Genomic DNA, 20,031 nt, shown 5'->3' with positions numbered 1-20,031 from the left:
TTTTTTCTAATAGATATTATTTGATTTTGTTACCATCTTTATCGAAAAGATGATATTCAAGATAAGTGTAAGCATCTCTAGGTAAAACTTTTACCCATTTTTTGTGTTCAAAAAACCACTTTGAACGTACTGATGGAAACCCTTTGGTTAGAAAGGCTGCTATAAAAGGATGTGCATTTAATGTTATCTTTTTATAGTCTTTTTTAAAAACTCGCTCTATGTCTTGATTGATGCGTTCCACAACCTTTATTGGTGCTTCGATTTCATCTCCTCCGACTAAATTCGGATTTTCTTCTTTTGTTTTAATATTGCGCTCTGGCCTAACGCGTTGTCTGGTAATTTGCACTAAACCAAACTTACTCGGCGGCAATATTTTGTGCTTTGCTTTGTCGTCTTTCATCTCATCTCTGAGATAATTGTAAAGCTTCTTTCTGTTCTCAGCGCGTCCCATATCAATAAAATCGATAACGATGATGCCTCCCATATCACGTAAACGTAATTGGCGCGCAATCTCTTGGGCTGAGATCATATTAACTTCTAAAGCCGTATCCTCTTGGTTCTTCTCTTTGTTAGAGCGATTACCACTGTTTACATCTACAACATGAAGCGCTTCAGTATGTTCTATTACCAAATAAGCTCCTCTTGCCATAGATACTGTACGACCAAAAGATGTTTTAATTTGGCGTTCAATACCAAATTTTTCGAAAATTGGCCCATTTTTATGGTACTTTACTATGGACTCTTTTTTTGGTGCAATTTGTTGCACGTAATCTTTTACTTGTATGTACATTTCTTCATCATCTACAACAATACCAGAGAATGAATCATTAAAAATATCTCTCAAAATAGAGGATGCTTTGTTCATTTCCCCCAATACTTTAGTTGGGTGATGCGCTTTATACAATTTTTTACACATTGCTGTCCATCGACCCAGCAAATTTTGTAAATCACTATCGAGCTCGGCAACTTTCTTGCCTTCTGCTACGGTACGAATAATAACCCCAAACCCTTTAGGTGTGATACTTTTTACGAGTCTTTTTAAGCGGTCTTTTTCTTCTTGCGAATCAATTTTTTGAGAAATTGAAATACGATTAGAAAAAGGCACTAAGACAATGTATCTGCCAGCAATAGACAATTCTGAACTAATGCGTGGTCCCTTTGTGGAAATAGGTTCTTTTACTACTTGTACTAAAATGGATTGATTAGACTTAATGGCATTGGCAATTTTGCCATGCTTATCTAAATCCTTTTCTAATGGAAAGTCTTTTAGAGTATAATCTCTTAATTTCCCTGTGCTTACACGTTTAATGAATTTTAAAAGAGAAGGCATTTGCGGTCCTAGATCATGATAGTGTAAAAAACCATCTTTTTCGTACCCTACGTTAACAAACGCAGCGTTTAAACCAGGCATAACCTTGCGTATTTTGGCAATAAAAATATCACCAACTGCAAAGTCATTATCCTCTTCATCTTTATGTAATTCAATAAGTTTTCCATCTTTTAATAAGGCAAAATCAACAATATCTGAACTCGATCTTACGATTAATTCTTTGTTCATAATGTTAATTTAAATCTAGCTCTTCATTGAGTTAGATGGATTTTACTAAATTATTTGACACAGGATGTAATATCCAGCAAACTTAGGAACACTCTATTAAATGTCACCTAAATTCTATATCAAAGAACGTTTCTTTAAAACTGAAAAAAGTAGCTTTAAAAACTACTTTTAACAATTTATTTTTTCTTGTGACGATTAGCGCGTCTACGTTTCTTACGCTTGTGCGTCGCTACCTTGTGTCTTTTTCTTTTTTTACCACTTGGCATAATAAATAATGCTTTTTAATTAATATTTTAGTTTAAATGCTTTAGTTTACTTCAACATTAGATTTTACACCTTCTAAAAATACTTTAGCAGGCTTAAATGCTGGAATGTTGTGAGCTGGTATTTTTATTGTAGTATTTTTTGAAATATTACGACCTGTTTTTTCAGCTCTTGTTTTAATAATGAAACTACCGAAACCTCTTAAGTATACGTTATCTCCGCTTTCTAAAGATGTTTTTACTTCTTCCATAAAGGTTTCTACTGTAGCTTGCACATCTCCTTTTTCAATACCTAACTTGTCAGATATTTTAGCTACTAAATCAGCTTTTGTCATTGTTATTAGTTTTAGGGTTACTATAAATTCTAAGGGATGCAAATATATGTAATTTAATTTCAATATTTCAAGCGTAATTAATTAAAATTTAACGTGATAAAGATTTAATTTTGCTACATCATTTAAAAATCAAATGGATTTTAAAAACAAACTAATTAACTGGTATTCAATTCATAAACGAGAATTACCATGGAGAAGTACTGAAAATCCATATTACATCTGGCTTTCAGAAATTATTTTACAACAAACTCAAGTTAAACAAGGATTACCTTATTATAATGCATTTGTTAAAAAATACCCTTCTGTTTTTGATCTGGCAAGGGCATCAGAAGAAGAAATTTTAAAGCTTTGGCAAGGACTTGGGTATTACTCTAGAGCGCGAAATTTACATACAACTGCAAAACATATAGCATACGACCTAAATGGTGTTTTTCCAAATAACTACAATGCGCTTCTCAAATTAAAAGGTGTTGGCGATTATACAGCTAGTGCTATAGCATCTATTGCTTTTAATGAAGTTGCTGCTGTTGTTGATGGTAATGTATATAGAGTCTTAGCACGTTATTATGGTATTGATACTCCTATAAACTTAACTGCCGGAATTAAAGAATTTAAAACATTGGCTTCATCTTTAATAGATGAACAACAACCTGCAACTTATAATCAGGCAATAATGGAGTTTGGCGCAAGACAATGCAAACCCAAAAATCCAGATTGTACAACTTGTCCTCTTAAAGATGGTTGTGTCTCACTTCAAAAAAATTTAGTAAATGTTCTTCCTATAAAGTTGAAGAAAACTAAAATTATAACCAAATATTTCAACTTTTTGGTCTGTGTTGATAAGGACAAAAAGGTTCTTTTTGAAAAACGTGTAGGTAAAGGCATTTGGCAAAATCTATATCAATTTCCTTTGATTGAATCCAAAAAGAGCTTGAGCGTGAATGAATTTCATCTTTTAAATTTAGAAAACACCGCTTTAGTATCTAATGAGTTCGATTACTCATTATATAACGAGACTGATAAAGTGCATAAGCTTTCGCATCAGCATCTGCACACTAAATTTTGGATTGTAGAAACCGCTCAACTTCCTAAAGAATCTATATCTGTTACAACTTTAAATAAATATCCAGCACCTGTCCTTATTAGTGATTTTATAAATGAATTCAATTTTAAGAGTTTATAGAAATCATATTTTTTTATTACTTTTAAAGTTGCGATTGCAAAAACAGTAACTTTGCAGACTAAAACAAAATTATTATGTCAGGTACGTTAAATAAAGTAATGCTAATTGGGCATTTAGGAGATGAGGTGAAAATGCATTATTTCGACGACAAAAATTGTGTCGGTCGTTTTCCTCTGGCTACAAACGAAACTTATACAAATAAGCAAACTAACGAGCGCGTATCTAACACAGAATGGCACAATATAGTTGTAAGAAACAAAGCTGCAGAAATCTGCGAAAAATACCTTACAAAGGGTGATAAGGTCTATATAGAAGGTAGGATTAAAACAAGAAAATGGACTGACGATAAAGGCATGGAACGTTATTCTACAGAAATACAATGTTCGGATTTTACGTTTTTAACTAATAAAAACGAACAGCAAAATAATCTACAAGCTAATCCTCCTCAGAGCTCAACTCAGCCAGAACAATCTGCGCCTAATAGTGTAGTGCCAGATGGTAAGGATGATTTACCATTCTAAATAATTTAATCTATTTTTATTTTGGATCCAGAACCCACGGTTTTAATTTCAAATTTATTAATTACCAATACTTCATTTATTACTAGTATTGTCTTACTCATTGTTTTACTTGTCTGTTCCGCATTAATTTCTGGTGCTGAAGTCGCATTGTTTTCATTAACCAAATCTAATATTGATGAAGGTATAGAGAATAAATCTGCTACTATGACAATCCTTGCGACCCTTTTAGAGCGACCTAAAAAATTATTGGCCACCATTCTCGTTGCCAATAACTTTATTAATATCGCTGTTGTATTATTGTTTGCCTATATTGGTGAAACGCTTTTTAGTGGTATTACAAATGATATCTTTCGCTTTTTCCTCGAAGTTGTTTCTGCAACGTTTTTAATTTTATTATTTGGTGAAATTATTCCAAAAATATATGCAAGTAGAAATAGTGTTAAGTTTTCGTCGTTTATGGCAAGACCGCTAAATATACTAGATGCGCTTTTTTCTCCCTTAAGTTTACCTATGCGATATGTGACCATAAAAATTCAAGATAGATTTGGCAAGCAACGATCTAATCTTAGTGTAGATCAGTTATCTCAAGCTTTAGAGCTCACTAACAACGAAGACACAACACAAGAAGAGCAAAAACTATTACAAGGCATTGTCTCTTTCGGAAATACCGACACAAAACAAGTGATGCGACCTCGAATGGATTTGTTTGCATTAAATATTGATACTCCTTTTGAAACTATTATTAAAGACATCATTGACAATGAGTATTCTAGAATACCTGTGTATGAAGAAAATATAGACACTATAAAAGGTGTGCTTTACGTGAAAGATTTATTACCTCATTTAAATAAGAAAACATTCAATTGGACGTCCCTTTTACGCGAACCCTTTTTTGTTCCTGAAAATAAAAAATTAGATGACTTAATGGTAGAATTTCAGGTTAAGAAAGTGCACCTTGCTGTTGTTGTTGATGAATATGGCGGCACTTCAGGATTAGTATCTTTAGAAGATATTATTGAAGAGATTGTAGGTGATATTAGTGATGAGTATGATGACGACGATTTAATTTTTACAAAAATCGATGATAACAATTATAGTTTCGAAGGTAAAACACCTTTAAAAGATGTGTACAAAATAGTTGGTATTGAAAAAGATATGGGAAATTTTGAAAGAAGAAAAGGTGAGGCAGAAACTCTTGCTGGCTTTGTTTTAGAAATTTCTGGTGGCTTCCCTAGAATAGGTAGTAAAATAAATTTTAAAAATTACGTTTTTACAATAGAAGCCTTAGAACGAAAACGTATTAAACAAATTAAACTGACATTACTTAATAAAGCTGAATGAAACGAATCGTATTACCCTTATTAAGTTTCTTTGTGTTAGGTTGTGGAGATGATCCATTACCTAAACCTAAAGCCTACTTAAGATTAGAATATCCTGAAGCGTTGTATGAAAAAGCTTCTATTCCTCTGCCATTTTCTTTTGAAAAAAATAAACTCACAGAATCAATAGGCTCAGTTAAAACTTCTAATGACGCCATTGGTATAGATGTAAAATACCCTTCCTTAAAAGCAACTATTTACCTCACCTATAAAAAAGTTGAAAAGGATAATTTAAACAACCTTTTGCGTGATGCTCAAAACTTAACCCAAAAACATACTATTAAAGCAGATGAAATTTCTAGTAACTTTTTTGAAAATAAAGAAGAGAAAGTATATGGAATGTTATACGAAATAGGTGGTGATGCAGCGTCGCAGTCTCAATTCTATGTTACAGACAGCATTAATCACTTTGTAAGGGGTTCTTTATATTTCTATACTAAACCAAACTATGATTCTATTTATCCTGCAGCAGAATACTTGAAAAAAGATATTAAGCGTATTATGGAAAGTATTGAGTGGAAGAATTAAAAACTTTAAATAAAAACACACACCACTCTTATGCAAAAACCTAAAAGGTTTTTTAAGAAGTATAAATAAAAAAAACCGCTGTTTTAAACAGCGGTTTTTTTATACTTTTACAGATGTAGTTAATCTTCGTCTGTTTGAAGTCTCCACTCACCAGTATCTTTTATAAGTGCAAAATCTTCAGTTGAATTACCAGGTGCCCATGTTGCTATTGTTACAATATACTTTTGACCTTCTTCGGCACTAGGATCTAAATTATCTAGAACAACATTTAGAGCTGTAACAATCATGTCATCAGTCCAAGGGCCTGTTCTATTAAAATTACCAAAACTATCAAGGTTATCAACAGCAGCTTCAAAACCTTCTATACCTGTTAACTCATCTACTACTAAAGAATAATCAGTAGAATTTAGTGTATATCTAATTGTATTGTCTGGTACCCAAACACCATTTTTATAACCTAATTTTAATGAAGTCGTTGACTGTATCCATTCTCCATTAGTAAATGTATATAAATTACCTCTAGTTGTTGTGCCTACCGCACCACCTCTGAAAAATCTATACACAATAAATATCTCATCCTCTTCTTGAGCAAATGGATTTTGAATACTCAAAAATTGTGGCAAATAATCTGAAGGTGAAGTAGAATTACTAAAGTTATCAAAACGACCAGGCTGACCAGAATTTTCACCCATAGAATCATAATCTGCAGCACTTAAATAATGAACATCTTCTGCAGCTTCCCAAGATCCATCTTCATATACAAAGTATTCGCCTTTTGCATTTGTATCACCAGAAATACCAATCGCTTTAACAGCCAATGATTGTACTCTCCACCTTGGAGAATCTGAATCTGTAGAGCTATATTTAAGACCTATATGTATTTGTTGACCATCATAAGCAGAAAAGTCAAAATCTTCTGATGCTGTTAAACTGCCATAAATTGTTTTATCAAAAGCAAACGCAGTCCATGTAGCTGCCATTACATCTCCACCTGTAGTATAGTCTGTTGAGACCATAACATCAATCAAGTCTTCATCATTTAAAAAATCAATTTCTTGAGTGATTTGAAATAATAAATCAGACTCACCTGTTAAATCAATTTCTGGTGATATAAGCCACTCTTCTGTTGCTACTGCGCCTCCAGAAAAACCAGAACCTTGTACGTTAGCAGCTCCAACCGTCCATCCTAACGCGTCAGGCCCTGAGACTGAAACTAATTCAAAACTATCATAATCTGCAGGAAACTCAGCGTTATACAATGGAGCAAGACCAATTTCTGGAACTTCAAAATACTGATCGTACTTAACCAATACTAATTGTCCATCAGTTGGACTAGCAATTTGAGCATCTAATACAGCAGGAATCTCATCCGAAGCATCTACATCTGGATAGAAACCAAAGGCATCACTACCTGTAGATGCATAATCTGCATTTGATAATTCATAAACATCTGAATTCGTAAAATCACTTGCGTTCTCAGGATTACCATCAAATAAATTGAAATTTACTGCTACCGAAGAACCTTCTCCCCAAAACGGGTATCTATTACTTAAAAAACCTGGTAACATTGCTTTTGCATCATCAACATCGCTAAATGCTTCAAAAGTTTCATAGTAATCAGGATCGTCATCTTCACCTTGCTCTACTATGTTTTCATAATCTTCTGTAGTCATTGTAAATTCTTCTATACCAACGACTACCTCACTGTCTATATCATTATTGATATCTTCTACAGGATTACAACCAGTAAAGGCCATCCCTATAAACGCTAATAAAATTAATATTTTTTTCATTTTTCTAATTTTTTAAAATTTAAGAGTTGCTCCTACACTAAACGTTCTACCAAAACCGTAATAAACCAATGCAGTTTCAGCATTTGATCCTGTTCCGTCTAAAGCATCCGCAATATATTTTGTGTTAAATACATTATTCATTCTTGCAGTTAAATATGCTTTGAATTTACCAAACGGAAAACCGTGAGAAATCGCAGTATCAAAAACTCCATAAGCTGGCACCTCCCAAGGATCTGGTGCTCCTTCAACCCCTCTATCACTAGGATTGAAATCTGCGTACAAACGATCGAAGTAATTATAATCAACAGTAAATCTTGTATTTACCCCAAATCTATAATTAGCACCTAATGCTAATGTAGTTTGAGCCGCATCACCAACAGGTGTATCACCAATAAATAAATTTACTGTATCTACTACTTCTTGTTCTTCATTTAAAATTTGAACATCTGTAACATCATCTTCCCATCTCCAATCACCCAAAGATGCCATACCAGTAATGTCTAATTTATCCGTTGCTTTATAAACAAAATCAATTTCTATACCTTGGTGAAGCGCATTTACACCTAGGATGTTAGCAAATCCTGTTTCGTCTGCGCTCAGTTGAAAAGGTACGGTTTCAGTTCTATCTCTCCAAGATGTTCTGTATAAGTTTACATTTGCAGAAAATTTCTCTCCTCTAAACCCATAACCTAATTCAAAACTTAAAATCTTTTGGTTTTCTGCATCTGCATTAATATCTTCATTGTTAAAGTTAGGGAAAACTGCATCAAAATCTGCTGCTTTTTCAAAATACCCTAAATTAACAAACACATTTTGATTATTTGTTATTCTGTAATTAGCACCACCTTTTGCACCAAAACCAAAGAAATTATAACGATCTGTCTCTTGCAATGGATCACCGTCTAAATAGTTAAAATAATCTTTTCTCTTGTAAGACGTATTTGAAGCATTTAATGAAATGAATGTATTGACATTTTCATTAACATCGTACTCTAATTGTGTAAAAGCACCTAACCATCCTACTAAACCATCATTAGCGTATGATACTTTATCTCCAACTCTAGCAACACCTGTTGGGTTGTTTACGTTATCTTCATTAATAATGAATTGTCCGCCTAATAAATCGGTTACTTCTCTATAGTGAATTCCTGTATAATTTCTGTAATCTAGACCTGCTAAAAGCACTAAGTCATCAGATAGATTTGTTTTCAAAGTAGATAAAACGCCGTACCAATTATGATTATTACGAGATGCTCTTAATGCTGCACTAGAACCATTTGCTCCATTAGCAATATTTTCATCAACAATACGATCGAAATCTAAAGGCCCAAATTCTCCTATGCGATATTCTGAATCTTGAAATTTAAATCTAGCATCACCTTCAAATCCCGGTGCTTCAGAATCACTTCCAAGAGTACCACCTCCACCTCCAGAGCCAAACGATACGTATGCTGCTGTAGAGATGCTCGTATTATCATTAAGATCCCAATAGTGATTTAAAGATATTTGTGGTTTGTTGTAAAAGTTATCTTCAATAGATGTAACCTGACCATTTTTATAGCCCCAATCAGAATTGTACTTAATTCCATCTTCACTTTTTCTATAGGTCTCAATTAACTGTCTGTTTTGTCTTTGTCCATGACGTTGTTTTGCACCGAAAGCTGTAAATGATATTTTGTGTTGGTCATTTATTTCTTTTGAAACGTTAAGAAAGTAAGACACTGAGTTAAACTGAGTTCCTCTAACATAACCATCACCATCAGTTTTTGCAACAGAGACAGTAGCAGCATAACCACTATCCATTAAACCAGTAGAATATGTTACACCAAATTTATTATAACCATCATTAGCTAAAGTAGTTTTAATGTTACCACCTTCTTCCATATCCGTAGTTTTAGTTAAGATATTGATGGTTCCACCGACAGAAGGCACTGCAACTCTCGCTGCACCTAAACCCCTTTGTACTTGCATAGAACTTGTTACATCACCTAATCCTGCCCAGTTACTCCAAAACACACGCCCATTTTCCATGTCGTTAACTGGCACGCCATTAATTAAAACAGCAACGTTCTCAGAATTAAATCCACGTAAGTTAATACGTCCATCACCAAAACCACCACCAGATTTAGTAGCATATACACCAGGTGTCGATTTTAATATTTCAGGAAACTCTTGAGTCCCTAATTTTAATTGAATATCCGCTGCTCTAACAGTAGATACAGCTACAGGTGTCTTTCTATCAACAGCTATAGATGCTACAATCATAATTTCATCTAAGCCAACATTGCTAGACATTAATGTAATTGTGCCTAAATCGGTATCTCCACTAAAAGCGATAGTTTGGCTAACGTAGCCTACGTAAGAAATTACAATTTCACCAGAATTTGATTTTGCAGTAAGGGTAAAATCACCATCGAAATTTGTGGTTGCACCGTTAGATGTTCCTTTTACTATTATATTAGCTCCAGGAAGCGGCGAATTCATGTCACTATCAATAATCTTACCTTTGATAGTGCTTTGAGCATATGCAAATGTTGTGAACAATGTTACAACAACAATACATAAAAATTGGTTAAATTTTTTCATATAAAATTTAAGTTAATTGGTTTTTAATTAGCGCAAAATTACGCAAAACTATAGTTGAAATATTAAGAAAATATTAACAATTAAGCGACGCTAAGATAATTATAGAATCGTTAAATACTATGCGTGTATAATTAATTTATTAAAACTTTTTAACAAATTTTAACAATTCTTCTTATAAAAAGCCACTAAATTTTGAGTAGATGCATCGTGGCTAGAAGGAGTAACGTCTTCGTTTAACTCATTTAATATAGACTTAGCTAATTGTTTACCAAGTTCAACACCGAATTGATCGTAACTATATATATTCCAAATAATACCTTGCACAAAGATTTTGTGCTCGTACATAGCAATTAACTTCCCTAAACTTTCTGGTGATAACTTTTTAATTAAAAACGATGTTGTTGGCTTATTACCATCAAATACTTTGAAAGGCAAAAGCTTTTTTATTTCCTCTTCAGAAAGTGATTGATTGTTTAGTTCTAATAAAACTTCTTCTTCTGTTTTACCATTCATTAAGGCTTCGGTTTGCGCAAAATAATTAGACATCAATTTATCTTGATGATCTTTATTGCCATATAATGATTCTATATAACCTATGAAATCTGCAGGAATGAGTTTAGTTCCTTGATGAATCAATTGAAAAAAGGCATGTTGCGAATTTGTGCCTGGTTCTCCCCAAATCAGCGTTCCGGTTTCATAATTAACTTTGTTGCCGTCTCTATCTACACTTTTTCCATTACTTTCCATAATACCTTGTTGAAGGTATGTCGCAAACTGATTTAAGTATTGTGTGTAAGGAATAATGACTTCACTATTGGCATTAAAAAAATTGTTATACCAAACCGTTAATAGTGCCGAAATAACAGGGATATTATCTTCGAAATCCGCAGTTTTAAAATGTATATCCATTTTATGAGCTCCTTCTAAAAGACTCTCAAAATTTTTGTAGCCCAAAGCCAAACTTATAGATAACCCAACGGCACTCCACAATGAAAAACGACCACCAACCCAGTCTTTCATTGGGAAAATATTAGCTTCATTGATACCAAAAGTCTTCACACTTTCTATATTAGTTGAAACTGCTACGAAATGCTTAGAAACGGCTTCTTGTGGTTGTGATTTTAAAAACCAAGCTCTTATAGAATTGGCATTAGATAAGGTTTCTTGAGTTGTAAAAGTTTTAGAAACAATAACAAAAAGTGTCGTTTCTGGATTTAAGGTTTTAATAACTTCATTATAATGATCGCCATCAACATTACTTACAAAGTGGGTCTTTAAATGATTCTTATAGTATTGTAATGAATCTACTACCATTGCAGGTCCAAGATCCGAACCACCAATACCAATATTTACAACATCTGTTATCGCTTTACCAGTAAATCCGCTATGATTGCCACTGACTACCAAATTTGTAAATTCTTCTATTTTTTGTTTTACCTCATGTATTTCTGGAATAACATTCTCACCATCTACATAAATTTTTTCTTCTTTTGGTGCTCTTAAGGCTGTATGTAAAACAGCCCTTCCTTCTGTCTCGTTAATAATATCTCCTTTAAAATATTTTGAAATGGCATCTTTTAAATGGACTTCATTAGCTAATCCAAATAACAGTTCTAAAGTTTCTTTGGTGATTCTGTTTTTAGAAAAATCTACATAAAAATCATCCCACTTTATCTTTAAATCATTTGCTCTTTCTGCATCTATATTAAATACATCCTTTAAATGTTTCGATTTTATAGATTCGAAATGTGACTGTAATTTTTTCCAAGAATCTGTGGTTGTAGGATTGATTGCTCTTAATGCCATTATTTTAATTATAAAATTGGGTCTTCTGTTATTGTGTTTTCAGTTTCGATTAGTTCTACTTCTAAGAAAAAGATGTTATCTAATCGTTGTTTTATGGGTTTTATATAATCTAAGAATTTTACTTTTAGACTGTCTGAAATTGGTTTAGCCTCAGGTAATTTCTGCCTAAAAGGATCTACTTGGTTTCCGTTTTTCCAGAAACGATAACAAACGTGTGGACCACCTGTATTACCTGTCATACCAACCTTGCCAATAACATCTCCTTGCTTAACAAACTGGCCTTTCTTAACCAGGCGTTTACTCATATGTAGATATTGTGTAGTGTAGGTATCATTATGCCTTATCTTAACATATTTACCATTTCCACCTCTTCTAGTAGATTCAATCACTGTTCCGTTTGCTGTTGCCATAATTGGTGTTCCAATTGGTGCAGCGAAGTCTGTTCCTTTATGTGGGCGGACTTTATAACCATAAACGGCAATACGTCGCTTTAAATTATAGCGGGATGATATTCTACTAAACTGCACTGGTGCTTTTAAGAAGGCGCGTCGTAAATTTTTAGCATCCTCATTGAAATAATCTATTATACCTTTTATTGAATCGGTTTCAAATTCAAAAGCATATAATGAATCTCCATTATGCTCAAAATAAGCCGCTTTCACATTATGTACTCCTGCATAAATAGAATCATCGATATATTTATCTGTATAAATGACCTTGAATCTATCCCCTTTTTGTAATCTTCTAAAATCAATGGTCCAAGCATAAATATCATCCGCCATTTTATAGGCTAATTTTTGACTTAAACCTTTATCTTCTAATGTTTTAGAAATACTGCTTTGTATAATACCTGTTGCAGTTTTCTCAACATAAGTTATGGGTTTTCTATTAGTGTAAGCATGTATAGAATCCTTAAAATTTATAACGACGTAATTTTCTTTATCTGGTTGGTAAATAAAAGTGTTGGGACTTGGAAGGCTATCGTATAGAGATTCTTTTGAAAACAGTAGTGTATAAGGTTTCCCAGGATGAAGTTTTCTTATGTCGAATGTATCTTTTGCTTTTTCTACAATATTATAAATCTGCGAATAACCAATATTGTTGCGCTCTAATATTTCGCCAAAACTATCGCCTTTTTTAATGGTGTCGCGCTTTACAATATAGTTATTAATATTAAAACCAAATTCAATGATTTTTTCTTGTTCAACTATTTCGGCAAGTTCTTTATTGTGTTCTTCTTCGGCGGAATTGTCTTCTTTACAAGCATAAATACTTATTACAATTACTGCTATTGCTACTAATCGTTTTAACTGCATTAATTAAGCTAATTATAAATTATTTCCCCAATTTTCTAATTCCTCTTCTGTCCATAAATCTGGAAAGAAAATACGTTTTTGGTACTTAGGATGCATGTACTTTTTCCAGTCACTTCCGCCAGTTGCTTCACCATCACCTGTACCACTTTCAATGTAGTGTTTAGCAGCATTATAGTGTGCCATAACCCAAGTTACATTAACCGTATAATCATAATGACGCATCGCTTTTACCAAACCTGTATCTTGTTGATCTTTTATTGGTAACTCTCTAAAACGAGTCCAAAGATTTTTTGTATTATAGGTTTCCATAAACCTTAAAAACTCATCTTTATAACGTTTTTCAAAATTAACTAAAAGCGTAGATTTTTTTCCTGTTTTATAATCTTTTCCTGCTGCTTGCCAATACAAGTGCTCAAAGGCATGCGTAAAAGGTGTCTCTCTATCTATATCTTTTCTAAATCTATAATCGATAAGGTTAATTAATTCTGTTGAGGAGAACTCAATAAACCTGTATTGTGCACTCTGAAATCCACTAGCAGGTGTAAGTGTATATCTAAATTTCATGTACTGCTCAACATCCATGCCTTCTCTCATAATATCGAAAGAAGTTGTTAGCATATCGAAGTAACGACTGACACGCATTAATTTACTTTCAAAAAAAGTAACATCTAGATTTTCTTTTTCTGCAACTTGAGAAATTTCCCAAAGTATCATTTTAAAAATAAGTTCGTTAATTTGATGGTAGGCTATAAATACCATCTCATCTGGAAGTGTTGTTCGTTGAGTTTGAAGATTCAATAAAGCATCGGTTTGAATATAGTCCCAATATGTAATCGGTTTACTGTAAAGCAGACCGTATAAATGGTCTTCTGTATCTTGGTCTATTTCTGTGTACTTCTCTTGAAGTGCTTTTAAAATCTCGTTGTAATTAGGTTGATCTGACATAAATTAATTAGAATTCTATTTTAAAGGAATGTTTTAAACCTTTGAAAGCTATTAGGTCGGCACGGAGAGATCCTACAGCTAAATCGGCTTTTATTTTTAGTGGAATTTTATTTTTATCTGCACTTACCCATAGCGTTAAACTTTCTTCTTCTTTAAATACACGCCCAGCCATAACATAAGGTCTAAATTTTAAAGTTTTAACTTTCACATTAGATCCGTTAATATCTACTTTTATAGTTTCTCTGCCTAAATACTTAAGTTTAAAACCATAGTTTTCTTCATCAAAAAACATATTGGTTTTTATTTCATCACCTTGTTTTAAAGATGTTATATCTATATTATTTCTTAAAAAATAATACATAGAAACCATGTCTTGCACATCTTGTTCTGTAGTTATGGTCTTTACTTTTTTATGTTTTTTATTATTAACCTTTGCAATTTTATTTTTATGGTCAAACTTTATCTCAACATCCTTTGTGTGACCACCTTCATCTATTTTTCTAATAAATTTATAAGGTACTCCTGTTTCTTTATCAAAAAAACTTTCGTACCGATCTTTAACTTTAAACATCGCTTTTATTAAGCCCGTCGTCCAGCCTTTACCAACAACATGATAGACCGAAATTCCGTTTAAATTTGTTTCGCTTAACGATAATGTAGCATTCCCAGCTTTTATAAAGCCACTATAACTCATTTCGAACTTAAACCACTCACCTTTCTGGAATGCAGATTGCTTTTGTACACTTGGAGCTTTTAATCCTACAAGAAGTAATACTATGGTAAATAAATGCTTCATAATCTCTAGTTTGTAAATGTAAATAATGTAACGCATTTATTGTGTTACAATTATCTTAAATACAATTACTATTCCAAATGTAGTAAGAACTTATTTAACCCCTTATTTCTTGGCTGAAAAATTGATATTTTAGCTTCAATAAAGAAAAGTTTAAATAAATTACCTCATTGAAATATAATCCAAAAACCTTGGTTAATTTTACTATTTTTTCGTTTAATGCTCACATTTCTATAATTGACCGATGTTTAGGATAGAGCAACCCAAAATGCATAGAAAGTAGTTAGTCGATTATTTTATGCTATTGAAAATTAAGAGTTGGTTTTTTTATTAGCGCGTTTAGCTGTAGGGAGCTAAACGCGCTTTTACTTTTTTAAAGAGTTCCTCTTTTGGCTTGTTCTCGCTCAATAGACTCGAACAATGCTTTAAAATTACCAGCTCCAAATCCTTGTGCTCCCATACGTTGTATAATCTCGAAAAACAATGTTGGTCTATCTTCAACTGGTTTCGTGAAAATTTGTAATAAATAACCTTCTTCATCTGCATCAACAAGAATTGACAGCTTTTGAAGTTCTTTAATATCTTCTTTCATCATATCCATGTGCACGCCTAATCGTCTAGGAATATCATCATAATATGCTTGTGGTGGTGGTGGTAAAAATTCCACACCTCTTGCTTTTAACTGAGCAACTGTTTTTATAACATCATCGGTTGCTACAGCAATATGCTGCACACCAGAGTCTTCATAAAAATCCAAGTATTCTTCAATCTGAGATTTTTTAGCAGCTTTTGCAGGTTCATTTATTGGAAATTTTATTCTACCGTTTCCGTTACTCATCACTTTACTCATTAAAGCTGAATATTCTGTATGAATCTGCTTATCATCAAACGAAAGAAAGTTAACAAAACCCATCACGTCTTCGTACCACTTTACCCAAATATTCATTTGTCCCCAACCTACATTACCTACCATATGATCTATATATTTTAAACCAACTGGCTCTGGATTGTAATCACTTTTCCATTCCACATATCCAGGCATAAAAGCTCCATTGTAGTTTTTTCGTTCTACAAACATGTGCACAGTTTCTCCGTAGGTATAAATTCCGGCTCTAACAACTTCACCAAATTCATCTTTTTCTACAACAGGTTCCATATAAGATTTTGCTCCTCTTTTTGTAGTCTCTTCGTAAGACTTGCGAGCATCTTCAACCCAAAGTGCTACGACTTTAACTCCATCTCCATGCTTTACGATGTGTTTATTGATTGGTGATTTACTATTTAGCGGAGTTGTTAGCACTAATCTTATCTTATCTTGCTTTAGTACATAGCTAACCGAATCTCTAGATCCTGTCTCAAGGCCTTTATAAGCAAAGGATTGAAACCCAAATGCTGTTTTATAAAAATGAGCCGATTGCTTTGCATTACCTACATAAAACTCAACATAATCTGTTCCCAAAAGCGGAAGAAAATCTTGCGCTCCTTCAAATATTTTTTCTAAACCGTAGTTTACATTTTTTACTTCTTTTGCCATAATAATTTATTTAGAATCGAGAAATTAGAAAAGAGAGAAAAGACTCTTACAGCTTATTTTGAAAACCCATTGTCATCTTTTGAAACTCTACTATTTTTTCTTCTAGATTATTTAATTGTTCTTTTTAAATATATTTCCTCTTTGAGGCTATTATTAATTTTGTTTCTAATTAGAAAGATGAACCAAGAGCAATATCAATAAAATAAGAAAATGACTTATCTGTTCTCGACGAACCTTCTGCAATATTACTTGGAATTGAAATAGAACATCTGCTTAGTTGTGAATACAAACCAAACTTCTCTTCTTTAGGAAACTGACTTATTATTTCGAATACACCATCTACAATTTCAATTCCTAACTTCCAAATCTTGAGATTTTTATAATTTATGTCTTAGTTTTTTTCTCCATTAAAATCTCTTTCCTCTTCTTTACCTCTTTAATCCTTTTTATTCTAGCCAAGATTTAAAATAATCTTCATCAGCTATTTTTAAGGCCTCTTCAGTGACTTTTAATGGCTTAAATGTATCTACCATAACGGCTAATTCTTCAGTTTCTTTTTTACCAATACTTCTTTCAGCTGCTCCAGGATGTGGACCGTGAGGAATACCTGCTGGATGCAACGAAATATGTCCGGCCTCAATATCATTACGGCTCATAAAATCGCCATCAACATAATACAATACTTCATCTGCATCTATATTACTATGGTTATATGGAGCCGGAATTGCATCAGGATGATAATCGTACAAACGAGGTACAAACGAACAAATTACAAATGTATTGGTTTCGAATGTTTGATGAATTGGTGGTGGTAAATGAATACGACCAGTAATGGGCTCAAAATCGTGAATTGATAATGCGTACGGATAATTAAACCCATCATAACCAACTACATCAAAAGGATGAGAAGCATAGACCATTTCAAAAATTTCATCTTTCTTTTTTACTTTGATAATAAAATCCCCATTTTCATTATTGGTTTCTAATTCAAATGGGCGACGAATATCACGTTCACAATAAGGTGAATGTTCTAATAATTGTCCGAACCAATTTCTGTATTGTTTTGGTGTGTAAATTGGTGAATGAGATTCTACAATAAACAACCTATTGTCTTCTGTATCGAAATCTATTTTATAAATAATTCCACGAGGAATGATTAGATAATCCCCATATTTAAAATCTAAATTACCATAAATAGTTCTTAATTTCCCTGTTCCTTTATGGATGAAAATCATTTCATCAGAATCTGTGTTTTTATAAAAATAATCTGTGGTAGATTTTCTTGGTGCTGCCAATGCAATATGACAATCAGAATTTGTTAAAACAATTTTTCTACTTTCTAAAAAATCGTCTTGAGGCGCTACTTGAAACCCTCTTAATCTATACGATTGAATGTTGTTGGCTTTAGAAACTTTTGGACTTACTGAATATTGTTTTCTAATTTCTTTGACTTGTGTAGGTCTTTGCTCGTGATACGAATTGGTTGACATTCCGTCGAAACCAACTGTACCAAATAATTGTTCGTAATAAAGGCTTCCGTCTTTTTTACGAAATTGTGTGTGACGTTTAGGTGGAATTTTTCCTAGTTTATGATAAAATGGCATTTATTTTATTGTTTAAGGGTTGATCTGTTTATACGTTGAAGCGCATAAATAATTCTCATTAAAGGTACAAAAAATACGTGTTTATTCTGGATTCATATGGACGATTTTATTTTGAATTAATGACAATTGGTGCATCTGTTTAAACGTCATAGGTTCAATCGATATTTTTAGTTATGGATGGTTCCTTTTAATTAGGAGATGAAGGTGAAGTTTTATGTTTTGCCAGAATGCTATCTATAGTATTACAAATATGTGAAAATTTAGCACAAGCAAACTTAGCAAGACAAAACAAGTTTTATCAAAAACAACACTAAAACTCACCTCTTTAAAAAACTTTTGTTAAACTCCAAACGTAAAAACGTTAAAGTTTAATTTTTGTATATCAAATAATTACGGTTTTTCCGTAATTGAAAAAAATAAAAAAATTCTTACTTTTTATTAGTTGGCTTCCGTTTTTTTTTTTTTAGATTTACAGAGTTAAAAGCATTTCTTTGACGGCCTGGAAGTCAGTCTTAGTGATGTGGATAACAAAAATGCTTAAGTATCTAGCTTGCGCAAGCTTTTTTATTTTATCCCGTAAAATTAAAAATTAATAACGCAAAAAAGACTTCCACAAAAAATGACTTCCAAGTTTCATAACGTTGTTATGAAGCAAAAAAAGACTTCCATGACTTCCATAATTAAAGACTTCCATTCCCTAATTTTTAGGGAGAAATTATTTATTAATCAACCTATGTAATAGTATAGGTTTAAAATCTTAAATTATGAAGAATAAAATTTTTAGCCTTATGGCTGTGGTTTTGTTTATGAGTAGTTCTTTAAATGCTAAAGAAGTGTCAGGGGATATTACAAAAATTATAAGTCATGAATGTAACAAATGGGCGCTACAAGCTGTTCAGGAAGAAGTCATAGCGACTGGCGAATCACTATCCTGGTTACAATGGGCATTTGCTTTCGGTGAATATTACGAAATGTGCGAATCAGCTGGTGGCTCTGGCAGCTTTGGTGACACCGTAGTTGTAGGTGGTTACCTATAAAATATTTAAACTTAATTTTTTTATAATGAAAAATCTAATAATTTTAACAACTATTTTTTTAATTATAACTCATGTTAGCACTAAGTCAACAATTGAAGTTATTTATTCGAAGGCTTATAAAAACCCAAAAGATGAAGTTGTTAAAATTATTTCTGATATAGAATATAGTCTACTTTTTGATAAGTCAAAATCAAGGTTCGAATACATTGAAAAAATGACAAATGAAGCCAATCGTAACAAACAATTTATTGGAAAAGGGGGTGGAATGGGTGTTTTTTTTGTTGATAATCAAAAAAACATTAGTTTACACCAAGTAGATATTTTTGGCCAATTATTTGTAATTGATAAAGACTCTTTTAGATATGAATGGAATTTAAGTAAAGAAAAGAAAAAAATTCTTGGTTATACTTGTTTAAAGGCAATTGGTACTATTAAGGAATACAATCCAATGACAAAACAGACACTAACACATACTGTAACGGCATGGTATTCACCAAAATTTCCTGGTTTATTTGGTCCAGCTGAATATTTTGGTTTACCTGGATTGGTTTTAGAAGCATCCAAAGGGTCTTATTATTTTGTTGCGAAATCTATTAACTTAGAAAGTGACAAAACCATATTAAGCCCAACAAAAGGTAAAAAAGTATCAAAAAAAGAATTTGATGATATTTTATACCAAACTCTAATTAATAAAAATTAAACCAAATTATAGAGGTCAGTAATTAGTTGCATAAGGTAATATTACCTTATGCAACTTCTATTTAAAATTAGATAATGAGAAACTTTGTTTTTTTGATGTTTTTTTTATTTACAACTTCTATATATGCTCAAGTTGGTAATGCTTATTACA

Annotated in this window: 17 protein-coding genes; 6 read left to right on the top strand and 11 right to left on the bottom strand. The window is 32.4% G+C overall.

Annotation, left to right across the window (positions count from 1 at the left end; translation table 11 throughout):
• Positions 1-16 precede the first annotated feature (16 nt).
• Entirely contained in the window at positions 17-1,558 is a 1,542-nt protein-coding gene (locus tag AAC053_RS09700) for a ribonuclease E/G (RefSeq protein WP_339755739.1), read from the bottom strand.
• 307 nt (positions 1,559-1,865) lie between these two features.
• A complete protein-coding gene (locus AAC053_RS09695) occupies positions 1,866-2,156 on the bottom strand; it encodes an HU family DNA-binding protein (protein ID WP_008270198.1) in 291 nt (96 codons plus the stop codon).
• Positions 2,157-2,289: 133 nt separating this feature from the next.
• Here AAC053_RS09695 and mutY point away from each other — a divergent pair, with 133 nt between their 5' ends.
• The 4 genes from mutY (at position 2,290) to gldD (ending at position 5,767) form a co-directional block, all read left to right on the top strand.
• On the top strand, positions 2,290-3,339 hold the full coding sequence (mutY, locus tag AAC053_RS09690; RefSeq protein ID WP_339755734.1) for an A/G-specific adenine glycosylase: 1,050 nt from the start codon (positions 2,290-2,292) through the stop codon (positions 3,337-3,339).
• Positions 3,340-3,413: 74 nt separating this feature from the next.
• On the top strand, positions 3,414-3,860 hold the full coding sequence (gene ssb, locus AAC053_RS09685) for a single-stranded DNA-binding protein (protein ID WP_339755732.1): 447 nt from the start codon (positions 3,414-3,416) through the stop codon (positions 3,858-3,860).
• Between the two features lie 21 nt (positions 3,861-3,881).
• Entirely contained in the window at positions 3,882-5,201 is a 1,320-nt protein-coding gene (locus tag AAC053_RS09680) for a gliding motility-associated protein GldE (protein ID WP_339755730.1), read from the top strand.
• Positions 5,198-5,767: a gliding motility lipoprotein GldD gene (gene gldD / locus AAC053_RS09675; protein ID WP_339755729.1), complete on the top strand. Its 570-nt coding sequence runs from the start codon at positions 5,198-5,200 to the stop codon at positions 5,765-5,767. The genes AAC053_RS09680 and gldD overlap by 4 nt, the downstream gene beginning before the upstream one ends.
• 119 nt (positions 5,768-5,886) lie before the next feature.
• Here gldD and AAC053_RS09670 read toward each other — a convergent pair whose 3' ends face one another.
• The 9 genes from AAC053_RS09670 to AAC053_RS09630 form a co-directional block, all read right to left on the bottom strand.
• The gene (locus AAC053_RS09670) at positions 5,887-7,560 is read right to left on the bottom strand and encodes a choice-of-anchor J domain-containing protein (RefSeq protein ID WP_339755727.1); all 1,674 of its coding nucleotides are present in this window, start codon (positions 7,558-7,560) and stop codon (positions 5,887-5,889) included.
• A gap of 12 nt (positions 7,561-7,572) precedes the next feature.
• Positions 7,573-10,146: a TonB-dependent receptor gene (locus tag AAC053_RS09665; RefSeq protein WP_339755726.1), complete on the bottom strand. Its 2,574-nt coding sequence runs from the start codon at positions 10,144-10,146 to the stop codon at positions 7,573-7,575.
• Positions 10,147-10,305: 159 nt separating this feature from the next.
• On the bottom strand, positions 10,306-11,952 hold the full coding sequence (gene pgi / locus AAC053_RS09660) for a glucose-6-phosphate isomerase (RefSeq protein ID WP_339755724.1): 1,647 nt from the start codon (positions 11,950-11,952) through the stop codon (positions 10,306-10,308).
• A gap of 8 nt (positions 11,953-11,960) precedes the next feature.
• Positions 11,961-13,268: a peptidoglycan DD-metalloendopeptidase family protein gene (locus AAC053_RS09655; RefSeq protein ID WP_339755722.1), complete on the bottom strand. Its 1,308-nt coding sequence runs from the start codon at positions 13,266-13,268 to the stop codon at positions 11,961-11,963.
• Between the two features lie 12 nt (positions 13,269-13,280).
• A complete protein-coding gene (locus tag AAC053_RS09650) occupies positions 13,281-14,213 on the bottom strand; it encodes a tryptophan 2,3-dioxygenase family protein (protein ID WP_339755720.1) in 933 nt (310 codons plus the stop codon).
• Between the two features lie 7 nt (positions 14,214-14,220).
• Complete coding sequence (locus AAC053_RS09645; RefSeq protein WP_339755718.1) at positions 14,221-15,009, bottom strand: DUF3108 domain-containing protein; 789 nt, start codon at positions 15,007-15,009, stop codon at positions 14,221-14,223.
• Positions 15,010-15,379: 370 nt separating this feature from the next.
• On the bottom strand, positions 15,380-16,540 hold the full coding sequence (gene hppD, locus AAC053_RS09640; protein WP_339755716.1) for a 4-hydroxyphenylpyruvate dioxygenase: 1,161 nt from the start codon (positions 16,538-16,540) through the stop codon (positions 15,380-15,382).
• Positions 16,541-16,709: 169 nt separating this feature from the next.
• Entirely contained in the window at positions 16,710-16,907 is a 198-nt protein-coding gene (locus AAC053_RS09635; RefSeq protein ID WP_339755740.1) for a four helix bundle protein, read from the bottom strand.
• 79 nt (positions 16,908-16,986) lie between these two features.
• Positions 16,987-18,144 (bottom strand): homogentisate 1,2-dioxygenase, encoded by a 1,158-nt coding sequence (locus AAC053_RS09630; RefSeq protein ID WP_339755714.1) that lies wholly within the window; start codon positions 18,142-18,144, stop codon positions 16,987-16,989.
• An 833-nt stretch (positions 18,145-18,977) separates the two neighbouring features.
• Here AAC053_RS09630 and AAC053_RS09625 point away from each other — a divergent pair.
• Both AAC053_RS09625 and AAC053_RS09620 read left to right on the top strand, forming a co-directional pair.
• Positions 18,978-19,181 (top strand): hypothetical protein, encoded by a 204-nt coding sequence (locus tag AAC053_RS09625; protein ID WP_339755712.1) that lies wholly within the window; start codon positions 18,978-18,980, stop codon positions 19,179-19,181.
• Positions 19,182-19,206: 25 nt separating this feature from the next.
• Positions 19,207-19,881: a GLPGLI family protein gene (locus AAC053_RS09620; protein WP_339755710.1), complete on the top strand. Its 675-nt coding sequence runs from the start codon at positions 19,207-19,209 to the stop codon at positions 19,879-19,881.
• The last annotated feature ends 150 nt before the right edge of the window (positions 19,882-20,031 follow it).

The sequence above is a fragment of the uncultured Winogradskyella sp. genome (assembly GCF_963975125.1).
Taxonomy (GTDB): domain Bacteria; phylum Bacteroidota; class Bacteroidia; order Flavobacteriales; family Flavobacteriaceae; genus Winogradskyella.
Note: the sequence above shows the minus strand (reverse complement) of the source record. Positions and strands in the feature narration are given on the sequence as shown.